This window comes from Neobacillus sp. 204, assembly GCF_046562815.1.
Lineage (GTDB): Bacteria > Bacillota > Bacilli > Bacillales > Cytobacillaceae > Neobacillus.
The window spans coordinates 210,243-226,767 of sequence record NZ_JBJORY010000007.1; the positions used below are offsets into that span (position 1 = coordinate 210,243).

Annotated in this window: 13 protein-coding genes and 1 pseudogene; 4 read left to right on the plus strand and 10 right to left on the minus strand. The window is 38.8% G+C overall.

Annotated features, from left to right (window positions below; translation table 11 throughout):
• Positions 1-96: 96 nt before the first annotated feature.
• Positions 97-357, plus strand: coding sequence for a Spo0E family sporulation regulatory protein-aspartic acid phosphatase (locus ACJ004_RS16255; protein ID WP_410894156.1), 261 nt, complete (start codon positions 97-99; stop codon positions 355-357).
• A 237-nt stretch (positions 358-594) separates the two neighbouring features.
• Here the strand turns inward: ACJ004_RS16255 and ACJ004_RS16260 are convergent, their stop codons facing one another.
• From ACJ004_RS16260 to kdgD, 5 genes are all read right to left on the minus strand, one after another.
• Positions 595-1,914 (minus strand): MFS transporter, encoded by a 1,320-nt coding sequence (locus ACJ004_RS16260; RefSeq protein ID WP_410894157.1) that lies wholly within the window; start codon positions 1,912-1,914, stop codon positions 595-597.
• 129 nt (positions 1,915-2,043) lie between these two features.
• Positions 2,044-3,393, minus strand: a complete 1,350-nt coding sequence (locus tag ACJ004_RS16265; RefSeq protein WP_410894158.1) for a glucarate dehydratase family protein — start codon at positions 3,391-3,393, stop codon at positions 2,044-2,046.
• A gap of 152 nt (positions 3,394-3,545) precedes the next feature.
• Positions 3,546-5,075, minus strand: a complete 1,530-nt coding sequence (gene garD / locus ACJ004_RS16270; protein ID WP_410894159.1) for a galactarate dehydratase — start codon at positions 5,073-5,075, stop codon at positions 3,546-3,548.
• 45 nt (positions 5,076-5,120) lie between these two features.
• Positions 5,121-6,584 (minus strand): alpha-ketoglutaric semialdehyde dehydrogenase GucD, encoded by a 1,464-nt coding sequence (gucD, locus tag ACJ004_RS16275; RefSeq protein ID WP_410894160.1) that lies wholly within the window; start codon positions 6,582-6,584, stop codon positions 5,121-5,123.
• Positions 6,585-6,598: 14 nt separating this feature from the next.
• Positions 6,599-7,531, minus strand: coding sequence for a 5-dehydro-4-deoxyglucarate dehydratase (kdgD, locus tag ACJ004_RS16280; RefSeq protein ID WP_410894161.1), 933 nt, complete (start codon positions 7,529-7,531; stop codon positions 6,599-6,601).
• 329 nt (positions 7,532-7,860) lie between these two features.
• Between kdgD and gudD the strand changes: the two genes are divergently transcribed.
• The 3 genes and pseudogenes from gudD to ACJ004_RS16295 all read left to right on the plus strand — a co-directional run.
• Positions 7,861-9,219: a glucarate dehydratase gene (gene gudD / locus ACJ004_RS16285; RefSeq protein WP_410894163.1), complete on the plus strand. Its 1,359-nt coding sequence runs from the start codon at positions 7,861-7,863 to the stop codon at positions 9,217-9,219.
• Positions 9,220-9,361: 142 nt separating this feature from the next.
• Positions 9,362-10,063, plus strand: coding sequence for a FadR/GntR family transcriptional regulator (locus ACJ004_RS16290; protein WP_410894164.1), 702 nt, complete (start codon positions 9,362-9,364; stop codon positions 10,061-10,063).
• A 53-nt stretch (positions 10,064-10,116) separates the two neighbouring features.
• Positions 10,117-10,242 (plus strand): annotated as a pseudogene (locus ACJ004_RS16295) (cytochrome c551); the annotation flags it as partial.
• Positions 10,243-10,356: 114 nt separating this feature from the next.
• Here ACJ004_RS16295 and ACJ004_RS16300 read toward each other — a convergent pair.
• The 5 genes from ACJ004_RS16300 to ACJ004_RS16320 all read right to left on the minus strand — a co-directional run bounded on the left by ACJ004_RS16300 (position 10,357) and on the right by ACJ004_RS16320 (position 16,376).
• Positions 10,357-11,277 carry a fumarylacetoacetate hydrolase family protein gene (locus tag ACJ004_RS16300; RefSeq protein WP_410894166.1) on the minus strand — a complete coding sequence of 307 codons (921 nt, stop codon included), beginning with the start codon at positions 11,275-11,277 and terminating at the stop codon, positions 10,357-10,359.
• A gap of 300 nt (positions 11,278-11,577) precedes the next feature.
• Positions 11,578-12,318: a maleate cis-trans isomerase family protein gene (locus ACJ004_RS16305; protein WP_410894167.1), complete on the minus strand. Its 741-nt coding sequence runs from the start codon at positions 12,316-12,318 to the stop codon at positions 11,578-11,580.
• 25 nt (positions 12,319-12,343) lie between these two features.
• On the minus strand, positions 12,344-13,678 hold the full coding sequence (locus tag ACJ004_RS16310; protein ID WP_410894168.1) for an MFS transporter: 1,335 nt from the start codon (positions 13,676-13,678) through the stop codon (positions 12,344-12,346).
• A gap of 279 nt (positions 13,679-13,957) precedes the next feature.
• The gene (locus tag ACJ004_RS16315) at positions 13,958-14,644 is read right to left on the minus strand and encodes a GntR family transcriptional regulator (RefSeq protein ID WP_410894170.1); all 687 of its coding nucleotides are present in this window, start codon (positions 14,642-14,644) and stop codon (positions 13,958-13,960) included.
• 406 nt (positions 14,645-15,050) lie between these two features.
• Positions 15,051-16,376 carry a uracil/xanthine transporter gene (locus ACJ004_RS16320; protein ID WP_410894172.1) on the minus strand — a complete coding sequence of 442 codons (1,326 nt, stop codon included), beginning with the start codon at positions 16,374-16,376 and terminating at the stop codon, positions 15,051-15,053.
• Between the last annotated feature and the right edge of the window lie 149 nt (positions 16,377-16,525).

A 16,525-nucleotide genomic window follows, 5' to 3' on the forward strand; every position in this document is an offset into this window, starting at 1 on the left:
TATCGAATCTATTCCATAACAAGAAATACATGCTATAATTCTTTTCGACTCTATTAGAATCTAAGTTGACTGAAATTTTACGAGGTGTAATTGGTAATGAGACTAGATCAATGTGAAGTAGCCATTAAAGAGAAAAAAAACGAGATGATTCAATTAGGAATGACAAAAGGACTCCAAAATGAAGAAACCATCAGTTGCAGCCAGGAACTAGACAAACTTCTTAACGATTATAATAGGTTATTATCAGATTCTAAACATTCTAAACCTATCGATCATAATGATGACTATTTCTTTATGCTTTCCAAACTCGCGTATAAACTTTTATCGATTCCTTACAAGTATTTTTTTACTTATTAGAGAGAATGCTACCCTAGCATTCTCTCAGACTGTAGACAAACTCGATGAAATCGAGCTTGCCTACAGTCTTTTTTGTTTTAAAATAGGATTGGAAATCTCGTATAAAATACCACCGAAATTTAAAAGGCATTCGGAATGAAATCATTCCGAATGCCTTTTTTCGACAATCTGAGCCAACCAGCTATGGTTGGCTATTTTTAATAAGAAAGTATAAATCTTGAGTTAAATAAAGATTTGTTAATTTTTTTCTGCTAATTCGATTCTTTCTGGTTTATTTACTATGAATATGTAGGATAGGGCTCCTACCATCATTACACTAGCAACAAAGATGATCGCACCGCTGAAGGAATGTGTTTTAGCAAAGATTAATCCGATCACAATTGGGGTAACAATCCCTGCCGTATTCCCAATCGTATTAAAAATACCGCCGGTTAAACCTACCAGTTCTTTTGGTGCCAAATCACCGACAAGGGACCATGTTAGACCTGCCATCCCTTTTGCGAAAAAGGCAATGGTCATAATAGTGATAATGAACGAAATATTTGAAGTGAAGTTAGCTAATACGATGATGCTTGACAGAAGAAATCCAGTAATAATCGGTGTTTTACGTGCCACAGAAAGTGATTTTCCTTTTTTCAATAATGTGTCAGAAATAATTCCCCCAACAATCCCTCCTAAAAATGCTCCTATATAAGGTACCGATGCTGCAAAACCTGTTTGAATAAGTGTCAAGCCTTTCTCTTCTACAAGATAAGTGGGGAACCAGGTTAAGAAAAACCATACAATGGTATTCATCGCGTACTGGCCAATATAAATTCCAGCCATTTGTCTATTTGTCAACAAAAGGCGAACATCAGACCATTTCATTTTTCTTTTTTCCTCTTTGTTGGCTAATCCGCCGCCTGAATTAATATAATCAATTTCTGCTTGATTTACACGAGGATGGTTATATGGTTCACGGACAAACTTAAACCATAGTAATGCCATAAGGATCCCTGCTCCTCCTGATACATAGAAAACATGACCCCAGCCAAAATTTTGTAAAATCAATGTCATAACCGGTGTAAAAAGAGCTAATCCAAAAAATTGTGCGGAGTTATAAATAGATACTGCCCTTCCACGTTCATGCTGCGGAAACCACATGGTCGTTAATCTGCTATTTCCTGGAAAGGATGGAGCTTCCGTTATTCCAACTAAGAATCTTAAAATGAATAATCCTGCTAATGTGCTAATAAATCCTTGGAAAAAAGTACAAGCGGACCATAATAATATAGCAATACCATAAACTTTTCGTGCTCCGAATCGATCCAGCAACCACCCTCCAGGGATGTTAAAAATCGTATAAGCCCAGTTAAATGCTGAAAAGGCAATTCCCATTTTTACCGCGTCGAAAGCTAGATCCTCTCTCATGACTGGAGCAGCGATTCCAAGAGCGGAACGATCAATATAATTAATAATCGTAACGATAAATAACATAGAAAGGATCTGATATCGGACTTTAGTTTTTTTAAGATTCTGAGCCTCAGGGCTAATCCGTTGAGCACTGCTACTATTCATTAAGCTTTCCTCCTATTCTTTGAGTGCATGTATCTACATTTATTTTTTAGAATAATATGGTTTCAGTTTAATATTTTTTCTCTTTAAAGGATGGTTTATAGAATGAGAATTGGTCAATCATTTCATTCTTTATCTCACCATACATGGTTTCTTGGAATGATATTGCCAATCTTTAATGAGATATTGCATAGAAGTGGAATCATCACGATCGTGATAAGGTAATCGATGATATAATTCATTTGCTTTCATTACTTTATCCATATTGATTTCCACACCCAAACCTGGTTGATCAGGCAGTTTAATGACTCCATCTCTTATTTGCATTGGATAATCGCATAATTCTTGGCCATCCTGCCAAATATAGTGTGTATCGATAGGTGCAATATTTTCTGGTGCAGCAGCCGCTACTTGTGTAAAAGCTGCTAATGTAATATCAAAATGGTTATTGGAGTGGGACCCCCATGTTAAACCCCAGTCCTTCAATACATATGCCATACGAATGCTGCCATTTAACGTCCAGAAATGAGGGTCAGCTAACACAATATCCACTGCTCTAAGTGCTGCTGCATGATGGAATTGGCGCCAATTTGTAGCAATCATATTGGTTGCTACAGGTAGACCCGTTGCATCCTTAAATTCAGCCATGATCTCACGGCTGGAGAATCCAGCTTCAGGACCGCATGGGTCTTCAATATAGGCAAGAATATCTCGTTTTCCTTTACAAAGCCTAATGGCTTCTTCTAAAGACCAAGCACCGTTTGGATCTAGATTGATTCTTGCATCAGGGAATTCTTCATGTAACGCTTGAATGGCTTCCATTTCTTCCCCGCCGCTCAGGACCCCTCCTTTTAATTTGAAATTTTTAAATCCATAACGACTTTGTGCTGCTTTTGCTTGAGAAACAATTCCTTCAGCTGTTAATGTTTCCATTCGTCTGACATGATCCCATTCATCCTTAAATTGTGTTTCACGTAAGTAGGGAAGATCCATTTTTTCTGTATCAGCGATATAGAATAAATATCCCAAGAAAGGAACTTCTGTCCGCTGCAAACCTCCATCGCCTAGCAAGGCCGCAATGGGTTGGTTAACAAATTTACCAAGTAAGTCCATCATCGCGCATTCAACCGCTGCTTCTGCTTGAACCACATATTTCAAATTCGCTAAATTTAATCCTTGTAATCCTTCACCAGAGTCACCTTTTACATTTAAGCCTCCGCACCGTATTGCCGTAAGACAACCTCTATAATTAGCAATTTCTTGCCCCACTACAAACGGACGATAACTTTCCAGCATTTTCGTAATGTCTTCGCCGCCATGAATCTCACCGATTCCCTTATTCCCCGTCTCATCTTCTAAAATCACAATATTACGAGTAAAAAAAGGTGCATGACAGCCGCTTAGTGTAAGCAGTGCACTATCATATCCTGCAACTGGAATAACCTTCATATCTGTGATCAATGGGGATCCTTGTCTTTTCATTCCTTAACATCCTTCCTAGATTGATTATTCACTCATTCATTTCTTCAAAGGATTTATTGACAGCGCTATCATTCTATTACATGATTACCGAAAAGATATTTCTAATAGAAAGATCTTTTCGATAATACCTTTACATTTAAAAATCTATCGATTTACGTAATGGGAGCTGGATTAAACAAGGCTAAGTCATTGTACAGTCCCCAATGCTCTGTCCACGTTTTCTTATGACCGCTTGCCACTTCCAAAATAAAGTGGAAAATTTCCCATCCCACTTCTTCTATTGTTCTTTCTCCAGTAGCAATACTGCCAGCATTTATATCAATCAAATCCTCCCACTTTTCTGCCAATGCGTTACGAGTAGACACTTTCACGACTGGGGCCATTGCAAGTCCATATGGCGTCCCTCTTCCGGTTGTAAAAACTTGAAGATGCATCCCGGAAGCCAACTGTAATGTTCCACAGACAAAATCGCTGGCTGGCGTGGCTGCAAAAATCAACCCTTTTTCCTTCGCCTTTTCACCAGGTGCAAGTACGCCAGAAATGGGACTTTTACCTGACTTTGCAATGGAACCCAATGATTTTTCCACTACATTTGCTAACCCGCCCTTTTTATTTCCTGGAGAGGGATTCGCACTTCTGTCTACTTCCCCTCTAAGCAGATACTGATCATACCATTCCATTTCACGAATTAAAGCATTACCTACTTCTTTATTGACAGCCCTCGGTGTTAATAAGTGAATCGCATCACGTACTTCTGTAACCTCTGAAAATAGTACGGTTGCCCCGGCCCGAACCAATAAATCTGCTGCAAAGCCAACGGCTGGATTCGCCGTGACACCTGAAAATGCGTCACTCCCTCCACATTGAAGGCCGATGACTAGATCGGAAACAGGACAAGTTTCCCGTTTTCTTTTATTTAATCTTATTAATCTCTCTTCCGCCATCTCCATAATCGATTTGACCATGCTCATCATACCCTGCTGATCTTGAAGAGAGAGGATATCTGCTTCATTCCTGTCTGGTGTAATTCGAATAGGAGAAAGCTTCTCGCAACCCAGACCAATGACCAATGCTTCTCCCCCAAAATTTGGGTGTTTTGCTAAATTTGTAATCGTTCGAATGGGAATTTTAGCCTCTGGGGAATGAATCGCCACCCCGCATCCATAACTATGGTTTAATGCCACTACATCATCAACATTAGGATACTTTGGTAAAATCTCCGCTTTTATTTTTCTAACGACAAAATCAAGTACTCCAACAACACATTGAACACTTGTTGTTATCCCTAAGATATTCTTGGTTCCAGCACTGCCATCCTTATTACGAAATCCTTGAAACGTAAAACCTTCAAGCGCTGGCAAAGTTTCAGGCACATGATTGGCTATAGGTAAATCCTTTAAATTTGGAGATACCGGCAGTTTTACTAAGGACTCTTCAACCCAGCTGCCTTTCTTAATGAAAGCAGCTGAATATCCAATCACTTCCCCATAGCGGATAATCGCTTCATCTTCCTGTATATCTGTTAAGGCTACTTTATGCCCCTGTGGAATTCTCTCTATCAGTGCAAGTCCACATGAGAAAACAGTCCCAGAATCTAAGCCCCCCGTATTCACGACAATGGCTACATTGTCTTTTCTATCTACCTTAATGTAAAGAGGTGTCTCTTTTACAGTCGTTTTCAACTTCACGGGCCTCCCCTTTGTTAGATTCATACAGTAGAAGTTTTCTTATTTTACAAATACTGTTTTAATAGATGTAAAGAACTCTTTTGCTGCTTCTCCTTGTTCACGGGAATGAGAGCTGGAATTTTTCATGCCCCCGAATGGAGCCTGCAGTTCAACACCTGCACTTTCTGAATTTACTCGAATTAAACCTGCTTCCATCTCATTGACGAATGAAAGAATATGCTGAATGTTTGTGGTGAAAATAGAAGCGCTCAAACCATACTCCACATTGTTCGCAATCTGAAGGGCCTCTTCTACTGATTCAGCCTTCAGCAGTGCGATGACAGGTCCAAAGATTTCTTCCTGCACAATGGCCATATCCTGTGTACAGTGATCAAAAATGGTTGGTTCTACATAGAAGCCGTTGGCCAAATCCCCCTTTACAACCCGTTTTCCCCCGGTAAGCAGTACAGCGCCTTCTTCTAGACCTTTCTCTATGTAAGATAGAACGGTTTTTAGCTGGCTTTCACTTGCACTTGGCCCCATCCATATCGTGCTGTCAAGTCCATTCCCAATCGAAATTTCTTGTGTTTTCTTCACAAGTATTTCCTTGAATTCCTCATAAATCCCTTGCTCCACGATCACCCGGCTGGTCGCTGTGCACTTTTGCCCAGTGGAACGGAAGGCACCAGCAATGACTGCTTCTACTGCCAGGTCAAGATCCGCATCCGCTGCAACAATCACTGGGTTCTTCCCACCCATTTCAAGCTGGTATTTGGCCCCGCGCTGTAATGCAGCCTGTCCAATTCTCTTTCCAACACTGTTTGAACCGGTAAACGTAATGCCGTTAATATCTTCATGATCGGCAATTCCTTGGCCGATTGTCTTCCCTGGTCCTGTAACCATATTCACAACACCGGCAGGGAAACCTGCTTCTTCAAAGCACTCGATAATCTTCGCACACGTAATAGCGGTTTCAGTAGCAGGCTTTATGACAACGGTATTACCGTATACAAGAGCCGGTGCCATTTTCCAAATCGGGATGGCAATAGGGAAGTTCCATGGTGTGATCACCCCCACAACACCAAGCGGGACACGTGTCGTAAACATAAGTGCGGTGCTGTCAGAGGATGGAATTACATCTCCCACTTTGCGCATGCCTTCCCCTGCATAGTACTTTAAGATGGCAATCCCGCGTGCTGTTTCCCCTTTTGTTTCAGCAAATGTTTTCCCCATTTCTCTTGTTGCGCATTCGGCAATGTCATTGATCCGTTTTTCAAGAATAGCAGCCGCTTTATATAGATACTCGCCGCGCTCCACTCCTGAAAGTTTGCGCCATTTCACTTTCGCCTGTTTTGCAGCTTTTACTGCACGGTTCAAATCATCCTCCGTTGACCTTTGTACATATCCGACAATTTCCTGCTGATCTGCTGGATTAATACTTTTCTCTACTTCATTTGAAGCAGAAGCCATCCATTCTCCGTTAATATAATTAAGATAGGTATTCGTTTGAACGGTTGTCGTCATCTATAACTCTCCTTTTATATGGATTGAACTGGTGTATTTTTTGGAAAACGATCCATTGCTTTTTTCAAAATGGATTCTAATTCAGTATAATGTTCTTTTTCAACCGGAAGGATTGGCAGTCTTACTGTTTGGCCAACTGGCATTCCCATAATTTCCATACCGGCTTTAATAAGAGAAACGGCATATCCATTACGCTGCCGGCGAATATCGTTAATGGGCAAAATGACATGTTGGAATATATCTTGTACTAATTCCTGCTCCCCGCTCAATAGGGCATTATAAAATTTTCTTGAGATGTGTGGGATATAATTCGAAATCGCAGATGAGTAAGAGTCAAAACCGAGTGGAAGATAAGCCGGCATTGTTACTTCCGCTAAAGGCATTCCATTCAGCCAGCTAAAACGTTTTCCAAATGTTTGTGTAAGTATCGTATTTAACTCCATATTTCCTAAGCCATCTTTTACACCCACTACCTGAGGGACTTCTGCCAGCGCTTCCAAGGCAGGAATAGATAAAGAAACATGATCCCGCTGATATACAATGGCATTTAAATCTGTACTTTCAGCAATCGTTTTAAAATAAGCCGCTAAGCCTTCCTGCTCCCCTGACACTAGATATGGAGGCAGGATCAAATGACCATCGGCCCCTTTATCAGCTGATATCTTAGCAAGCTCCAAGGAGGTTTGAATATTGCCGCCAACACCTGTGTACACAGGTACCTTTCTGCCTGCAATGGATACCGCTACCTCTACCATTGCTTCAAATTCCTCTTTACTTAATGATTGATATTCTCCTGCTCCACAGGCTATAAAAATGGCTTCAAGTCCTTCATCTAATAAAAATTGAATATTGGAAGCTAGCCCCTTCTCATCAAGTTTATTATTTTCTGTTAAAGGGGCAATTGGAAAACCTAAAATCCCTGTAGGAGCCTTTCGCGTTGTATTCATCATTGTTCCTCCCTTTTTGTTTGTTTATTTTATTGTTTTATTGTAAGACAAATAAATAAATTGGTCAATTGTTTATTTTCTGAAAAATCAACTTTTTAAAATGAATTGATTGACAAACAATTTTATTTGTCTTACCATTTGAGAAAAATAAATAGAATACCGCCTCTTCTTTCAACTAGAATCATATTTTGTAACCGGTCTCTTTTAGCTGATGATAGATTACGAATCATCCCGATTGTATCTATCCAAGTAAGAAGTATGGATCAAGCAAAAAACGAAGATAGAGGTTAAGAAAGGCACAAATAGGATGAATAGAAGGAGTGAAAGATGTGGATATACAATTAATTCAAGTCGATAAAAAAACAAGTACACCGATTATTTCAGAAATGATGGTCATTCCAGTTGCTGGACATGATTGCATGCTTCTTAATTTGAGTGGAGCCCATGCCCCTTACTTTACACGTAACATTGTAATTCTAAAAGATAATGCAGGAAATACAGGTGTTGGAGAAGTTCCAGGCGGCGAAAAAATCCGACAGACACTCGAAGATACGAAGCCATTCGTTATTGGACAATCTATTGGTACATACAAAAATATTTTAAATAAGATTCGAAAACAGTTTGAGGACCGAGACACTGCAGGAAGAGGACTTCAAACGTTTGACCTCCGTACAACTATTCATGCTGTTACGGCATTAGAAGCTTCACTTCTTGATTTAGTCGGACAATATCTAAATGTTCCTGTTGCTGCTCTTCTCGGTGAGGGCCAGCAGCGCGATAAGGTAGAAATGTTAGGGTACTTATTTTATGTAGGAGATCGAAATAAAACGGATCTTAATTATATAAGCTCCTTGGAAGAGGAAGATGACTGGTTCCGCCTTCGTCATGAAGAAGCGTTAACACCGGAAGCGATTGTTAGTTTGGCGGAAGCCGCACATAGACGCTATGGATTTAATGATTTCAAATTAAAAGGCGGGGTCCTGCGGGGGGAAGAAGAAATTGAGGCCGTAACGGCGCTGGCGGAGCGATTCCCGGAAGCTCGAATTACCCTTGATCCAAATGGCGGCTGGTTATTAAAGGACGCGATTAGACTTTGCCGGGATCAACACCATGTTTTAGCTTATGCGGAAGATCCTTGCGGTGCAGAAAATGGATTCTCAGGCCGCGAGATCATGACAGAATTTAGACGGGCAACAGGACTCCCGACTGCAACAAATATGATCGCGACAGACTGGCGGCAAATGGGGCATGCCATTCAGCTTCAGTCAGTAGACATCCCTCTTGCAGATCCACATTTTTGGACGATGCAGGGCTCCGTCCGTGTTGCACAAATGTGCCATGAATGGGGGCTGACATGGGGGTCACACTCCAATAACCACTTTGACATTTCACTAGCTATGTTTACCCATGTTGCAGCTGCGGCGCCGGGTAAAATCACTGCGATTGATACGCACTGGATTTGGCAAGACGGGCAGCGTCTAACAAAAGAGCCTTTCAAAATTGTCGGTGGAATGGTGGATGTCCCTGCCAAACCGGGTCTGGGAATTGAAATCGATATGGAACGGATCGAGAAAGCGTATCAGCTTTATAAACAAAAAGGGCTTGGCTCCCGCAATGATGCTATTGCCATGCAATACCTGGTTCCTAACTGGAAGTTTGATCCAAAAAAGCCTTGCATGGTTAGATAATTCCTTTTCAATAAGTGCGTTGCTCGATAGAGGAACGCACTTTTCTTTTTAAATCTGTCTTTCTTAGACAGGAGTATGATAGTATAATTGTATTACAATATGACTATAAATGGAGTCTAATTAAATAGAGGTGTTATATACTTTGGAATTCTCATCAAAAAAACTAGATGTTCAATCGGTAAACCGGAATACTCTTTCCAAACAGGTCGTCGACCAGATTGTGCAGCTGCTCGTAAGCGGGCAGATGAAGTCGGGTGACAAACTGCCTCCTGAAATGGAGCTGATGAAAGAACTGGATGTAAGCCGGCCGGTTTTACGCGAGGCGCTTAGTTCACTTGAAACGCTTGGTGTTATTACACGGAAAACTCGGGAAGGCACGTTTTTTAATAATAAAGTCGGGACGTATCCCTTCTCGATCATGTTAGCACTGGCTACTGATAACTTACCTGTTATCATTGAAGCTCGTATGTCTCTTGAACTTGGACTTGTGACCATCGCAGCTGAAAAAATAACCGATGAAGAACTAGCCAAACTGCAGGAAACCATTGATACCATCAAGAACAGTACAGATAATAATTACGGTGAAGCAGACAAAGAATTCCATCGGATTATAGCCATGACTGCAAATAATCCGATTGTCGAGGGGATGATTGATTCATTGCTTATGACACATGAAAAAATTGATAGTCTCATCCAATACAGAGAACGTGATTTAACCGTTGCTTATCACCAAGGCATCTATGAAGCACTTGCAGCGAATAATCCCCATGAGGCATTCAACCAAATGTACAAACATTTAGACTATGTCCGTCAAAAGGTTCTTCAATATTCACAAATTAATTAGGTACCGTAATAAGAGCGATTAAAAAGATAGAATCAAAATAGAGTTGTGCTGCTTGTCACGGTGATAAATTACAAGGGGCTGTCGGTCCGTCTGTAGCAAATATGAAAAGTAAGTATTCAGAGGCTGAAGTACTGAAAATAATCAATGAAGGTACAAAAAAAATGCCGGGTAATAACTGAAGAAAAATCAGAGATCGTTACGAAATGGCTCATAGAAAAATAACTTGCCCCACCTCAAGATTAGGATAGATTCCTAATCTTTTTCGACTTACGGTCGTCAATTGGCCCTATTAGCTACCCTCTTGCCTTAGTTTTTCGACTTATGGTTTCTGTTTTAAATGTGTTTGATAATTTGCCAAGTTTATCAATTTTAACATTTACTACATCACCATTTTTTAACCAAACTCTCTTTTCTTTAGGAAAGCCCAAAATAACCCCTTCTGGCGTACCAGTAAGAATAATGTCACCCGGTTGGAGAGTAATATGTTCTGAAATATAACTAATAAGTTCTTCACAACTAAAAATCATATCGGATGTATTAGAGTTCTGTCGAATTTCTCCATTTACATATGAGACGATATTTAAGTCATTGGGATCCTCGACCTCCTCCTTACTTACAAGGTATGGCCCGATTGGACAGAATCCATCACTCGTTTTCCCAAGGAGCCACTGCGAGCTTTGAGATTGTAAATCACGTGCAGAAACATCATTCGCATTACAGTACCCATACACGATTGAAAGTGCATCTTCCTTTTTAACATTTCTCGCTTTTTTTCCAATGATAATTGCTAATTCTGCTTCATAATCTACTTGTGATGAATGTTTAGGCAGCATGATTTCTTTTTCGTGAGCATTAATGGTATTGTTAAATTTACTAAATATTATCGGGGCTGCTGGAAAAGGCATATTACACTCCTCAGCATGTTTTTTATAGTTCAATCCGATACAAATAATATTTTGAGGTTCAGGAACACAAGGACCATAATCAAGGGAAGCTTCTTCTAAAAATAAAGAATCTTCCCTTAAAGAAGCGCAGATTAACCTTGAAATTTTTTGTTGTAGATTTTCTCCTTCAGTAATGAGATCATATACTGATCGAGAAACATTATTAATAGAAGGAAATTTCATAGAAGCAGCTTCAACGTCTAAAATCCCCTTTTCCGTTTTAATTCCCAAAACCAATCGATTACCTTTATAAAAAGTAACAGAAATCATTTTTATCCACCTCCCAATTTATTGATTCCTATAACAAAGTCTATTTATCTATTTATTTTGAAAATATTTACATTAAGTTTCAAACGTTTTCCATTCATGATATAATAAATACGGCATCTGCACTTTGAAAATAGCATACATAAGGGGTTGAGACAGCCAATCTTCTGTCCGTAAAATGTTATGGAGTCGTCAGAGAAGACGTTAATTCACCATGCAGATACCTGTTGTTTATTTACTAATGTAAATGAACAGAGCATTGCAACCCCTGCACGGGTTGAATGCTCATCAATGGTTACTAAATTAGCTATTTTGATTTACTCTTGAAAATACTTTTCCCCAGCCTTTAATAATACTTGGATCTAAATCTACCATTTTTAAACAATCCCACATGAGGACATTGATGGTGTCATACATTGGCAAATTATATTTTTCTTCATAGTATTCTACTTTATCTACCGCAGGGAAGTTAGTACAAACCACACTTAATCCGTCTGCAGGTGAAACGGATACAGCTTTGATCTGTTCTTCAATTCTATCTTGGGGTACTAGGCTAAAAGAACGATTTACTGTTTGACCAAGGCCTTGAATATTAATCGTTTCCACGTTACAATGCTTTTTGTATTGTTCCGCAATCAATTGGTTGATTTCTGGAATATATGGAGTAACAAGGTGTACAGATTTAATATTATGCTCTTTAAACGCTTTTACTTGAGATAACATTGAAGTCGTAGCTGGTATACCTGTTCTTTCTGTTATCGCTTCGCAAAGTTGTTGGTCCACTTCGAAACCAAGCCATCCACCTGATGTTCCATTCCAGGCTATAACATCTACTTCTGCATGTGCTAATAATTCTGCTGCCTTTAGCATCGGCTCGAAATCAAATTGACTTAAAGCATCCTGTTCTAATGAAATTTTAGTAACCTCAAAACGAGAATAGTGGCACGTCACTTCCGGAACATTGTATAACAATTTGGAGCAGATCGGCTCTAGTGTAGTATTTGATGAAGGTGTTAGCATTCCAATTTTTTTAGGTTCTTTCATTTTTTAAATCCTCCTAATAACTTATTTAATTTGCACTTCCAATTTTCTTATTATAGTTAATTAAGCTTGATACTGTTGCTAAAAGAAGACCTGCTACAACAAACACCATAAGAGCTAAGAAATATGAATCCGTTAACGATACAATAACACCAATATAGATCGGAGTTAGAACACCTGCAATATTCCCTGCAAAGTTCATACATCCACCAATTGTACCAACATGCTCACGTTGAGAGATTGCAGCAGGTACACTCCAATATAAACCTCCCCAACGAAGAAAGAATAATGCAAATGAGAGCGTGGTAATTGCCATTGTTACCGAAGTAGATTTACTTAGCAGGAAGATGGAAAGTGCAGTCATTATTCCAGCAATTGACAACATTGTCCTCATAACCCTGTTAAAATTACCACCCTTATCACGCCATTTATCTGTAATCCATCCACCAATAATTTCTCCAACAAATCCAGAGCCAAAGATGATTAAAATCGATCCACCGATTGCTTTAATATCCAAATTTTGTGTTTTAGCAAGATAAGATGGACCCCAAGTCATTAATCCGTAAAAAACAGTGTTAAACGAAAACCAACCAAGACACATACACCAGAAATTCCGTGCTTTTAAGTAATCTTTTGCTCCGATTTTAATCCCTGTAGCATTACGTTTATGCTCTTCGTATTCCTCTTCGAGGGCTTGCCTGATATGTTCACGTTCTGCCTCATTAACATTTGGATTTCCATTAGGCCCACCCTTGATGACTCTCCATACTAACCAGGCGATAACAATTGTAAGGATACCAGCTCCAATTAAGGCTCCACGCCATCCTCCAAACCATGCCATAAAGGCAATAATAATTGGTCCTCCGACTGCAGTTCCTAGTGGTGCACCGCTATCAATGATAGTTGCCCCACGACCTCTTTCTTTTGAACTCAACCAAATCGACTGTAACTTCGAACATCCTGGCATTACTGGAGCTTCTGTAATTCCGAGCAAAACACGGAGAAACATAAGTGATTTTGCCCCAGTTATGAAACCTGTCATCATTTGGACAATACCCCAGGCAAATGCAGCACCAAATACAATTTTATCTGGACGATATTTATCCGCCAACCAGCCTGAAGGTACCTGCATAAGTGCATATCCCCAGAAAAAGGAACTTAGTATTAAACCTACAATGGCAGGATCTAAAGATAAATCCTTTTGTATCTCCGGCATGGCAATTGATAGAACAGCACGATCAACATAGTTAATTGTTACAAGAAGAAGGAGCATGATAAATACTCGCCAACGAATATTCGTTGGTTTAACAGTTAAATCGACCTGTGGTTCTGATACTTTCTGACTTGTGTTACCACTTGGCATAAAAATCCCCCTTAACTAAAAATGTGTTTTGCCCTGAACTATTATTACGTATGTTTTAGGCTAATCACCCCCTTAAAATACTAAGCAAACACACCTGGGACTTATCATTTAGTTTTTTATGCCAGCAAGTAACTCTATTCTTAATATAAATTTTCTATTCTGAATATTCCTCCTTGTTCACCATTACCATATCCATTCTTGAACTAATTCCTTACTGTGCGAAAGAATTCGTGTAATTGCCACTTAGACGACTCCACTTCTCTGGCACCGCTTACATAATTACAGCAGGACCGGCTTACTGGTTCCAAAAATTTCTTTTAAATGAATTAAGTCGTTTTTCATATGATTTTGCATTGCTATACATGCTTTTTCATAATCCCGGTTCACAATTTGAGTAAAGATTTCCTGATGCTCAAAAAAAACATTCCACTCTCTATTTTCACCCTGGAAATTTAAAACTCTGTAATAATGACTTAACGACTTTAAATCACTTAGCTGTTTTTCCAATCTTCTATTTTGACTAAATTTCAAGATAAGATCATGAAATCTTGCATTTTCTTCTATTAACCTATCTTTTTTTTGCTCACAATAATCCTCTAGATACCCTCTGCTTTTTATAAGAGTATCCTCGATTTCTTCTAATTCTAGTTTCGTAGCCAGCTTCGTTGTTAAACTGGCAGCTAAAGATTCGAGGACTATTCGGCATTGATAAATATCTTCAATATCTTTCATTGTTGGTTTATAAACTGTGATTCTAGATTTTTCATCAATCTCTAGTAACCCTTCTTTTTCTAAGGCCCTTACAGCTTCCCGTACCGGGCTTCGGCTGATATTTAATTCTCTAGCAATCCTAGCTTCAAAAATACTATCACCGGGTTTTAAGATGCCTTTGACAATCATTTCTCTAATCGAATTATAAACTTGGTTATAATATCTCAATGGTTTCTCTATAGAAAAAGTATCCATGATTCTCTCCTATCCTGTCGTCTGTCGACACCTTATGTTATATTTTTTCCCCAGAAAAAAATCAAATTTTCATAATACATTTGTTGTTTATTAAGCAACAATGTTCCCTTGATCCTCATGTTTAAAGAATATCATCTTAAATTACCAATATCAATATTTATTTTTAAATTTTCCCAAAATTTCATTAACTTTTGCCGCTTTTATTTTTTAAATATTTGAGAGGTTCACTTTTACCTTTTACATTCAAATCCTTCTGTCTAATAGGAATTTTTAAATAAATTATTGATGGTACGTTTGATACTTCCCAAGACCATCCACCACTAAAATAATAATTAGGATCCATTCTTGAAGACTATAAAAATAAAGAGACTACCCAAAAGTAAAACTTTTGGGGCAACCTCTTCTTCTAACTTTTTAGACTATCCACTTCAATTAATTTAGTTGATAAATTATTCCAGTCGATAATTTTTTCTAAAAAGATCGATATAATAACACCCATAATAAGACCATTTGTAACGAAAGGCTGCAAAAGCACTGGTACACTACCGAAAAGGGCTGGCGGGATATTCATAATACTGACTCCAATTAGTACGGGCCCAGCTAACCGAAATATCGTTTCAGAATTAAATAACGTACCCTTTAGGCTGTCTAATGCGGTCCCAAAAAGTTGAAGGTAAGCGACGAATAAAACAGCGTTGCCGATTGTGAGAGGCATAGTTCCTAAAAACCCCCCCAATGGCGGAATAACACCAAGAAGTATAAACAAGAAGCCACTAATAATAAATGGCTTTCTATTATATAACTTTGTACTTTGTAAAAAACCTATTGTAGATGTAAAGGGCGTAAAAGGAACCAATCCGAAAATTGTAGTGATAAACACAAAAATACCTGTTACTAAAATAGATCTTCTGTATTGATTCTGTTCCACTTTTTGCTTGTATACATCTGCAGTAGCTTGAATCGAAGCAAAAGAATTCGTTAAAGTCAAAAGGACTGAAAAAAAGGAGACGAAAATAATACCCAGTTCCAAATTGGGGGCTCCAAGTGGAAAGAAGGTAAATGTCATACTAGAAGCGCTTTCCATCGGAAGATCAGACGGAAAAATAATTCTATATAAAAACCACCCTACAATAATCCCGATCAGGATCGAAAAATTGCCTAGTACTCTTCCACCTTTAATCCTTAATAGGCTGACAAAAATAACAATTCCAAATGAAAATAAACTGACAGGGAGATCAAATGTCCCACTTTCGGTTAGTTTAAACATTCCTTTGAAGAAAATAAAAATAAGCTGAAAGGTTAGCAAGAATATATAAACGCTTATCACCATCGGCTTAATTATTTTTTGTATGATAGAAATGAGATTAAACGCTGCTAGCATAACGGTAACAACACCTGCCAGCAGAAAACCGGTTGCAATTCCTCCTCCAACCGTTGCAAAGTCCATCCCAAGTGCAGAGGCAGAGGTACCCATATTTAAAATTAAGCCCCACATTAGCCCCGAGTGACTGTCCAATAATGGATAACGATGCCCAATCAATGACTGTAGGATACTAGCAATCCCTGTAAAGATAAAGGAGCATCTTATCGTCATTTCAATCGTTTCGGCAGGAAGCTGGAATACAGCTCCAACAGAAATCGGAACAACTACAGTATTGGCAAACATAAAAAAAAGCCACTGCAAAGGAGACAATAATGTCACAATAGCTCCTTGCTTTATCACTACTATCACCTCATCCAATGCTTATCATAGAAGTTAATTCTTAAACCGATTGATTTTCTTTGTAATCAAACGATTCTTCTATACATTCTAGTTTTCAACTTTTGATAAATATAAAAGGAAGAGAAGCGACTGTTTTCATTATAATCGCTTCTCTCTTT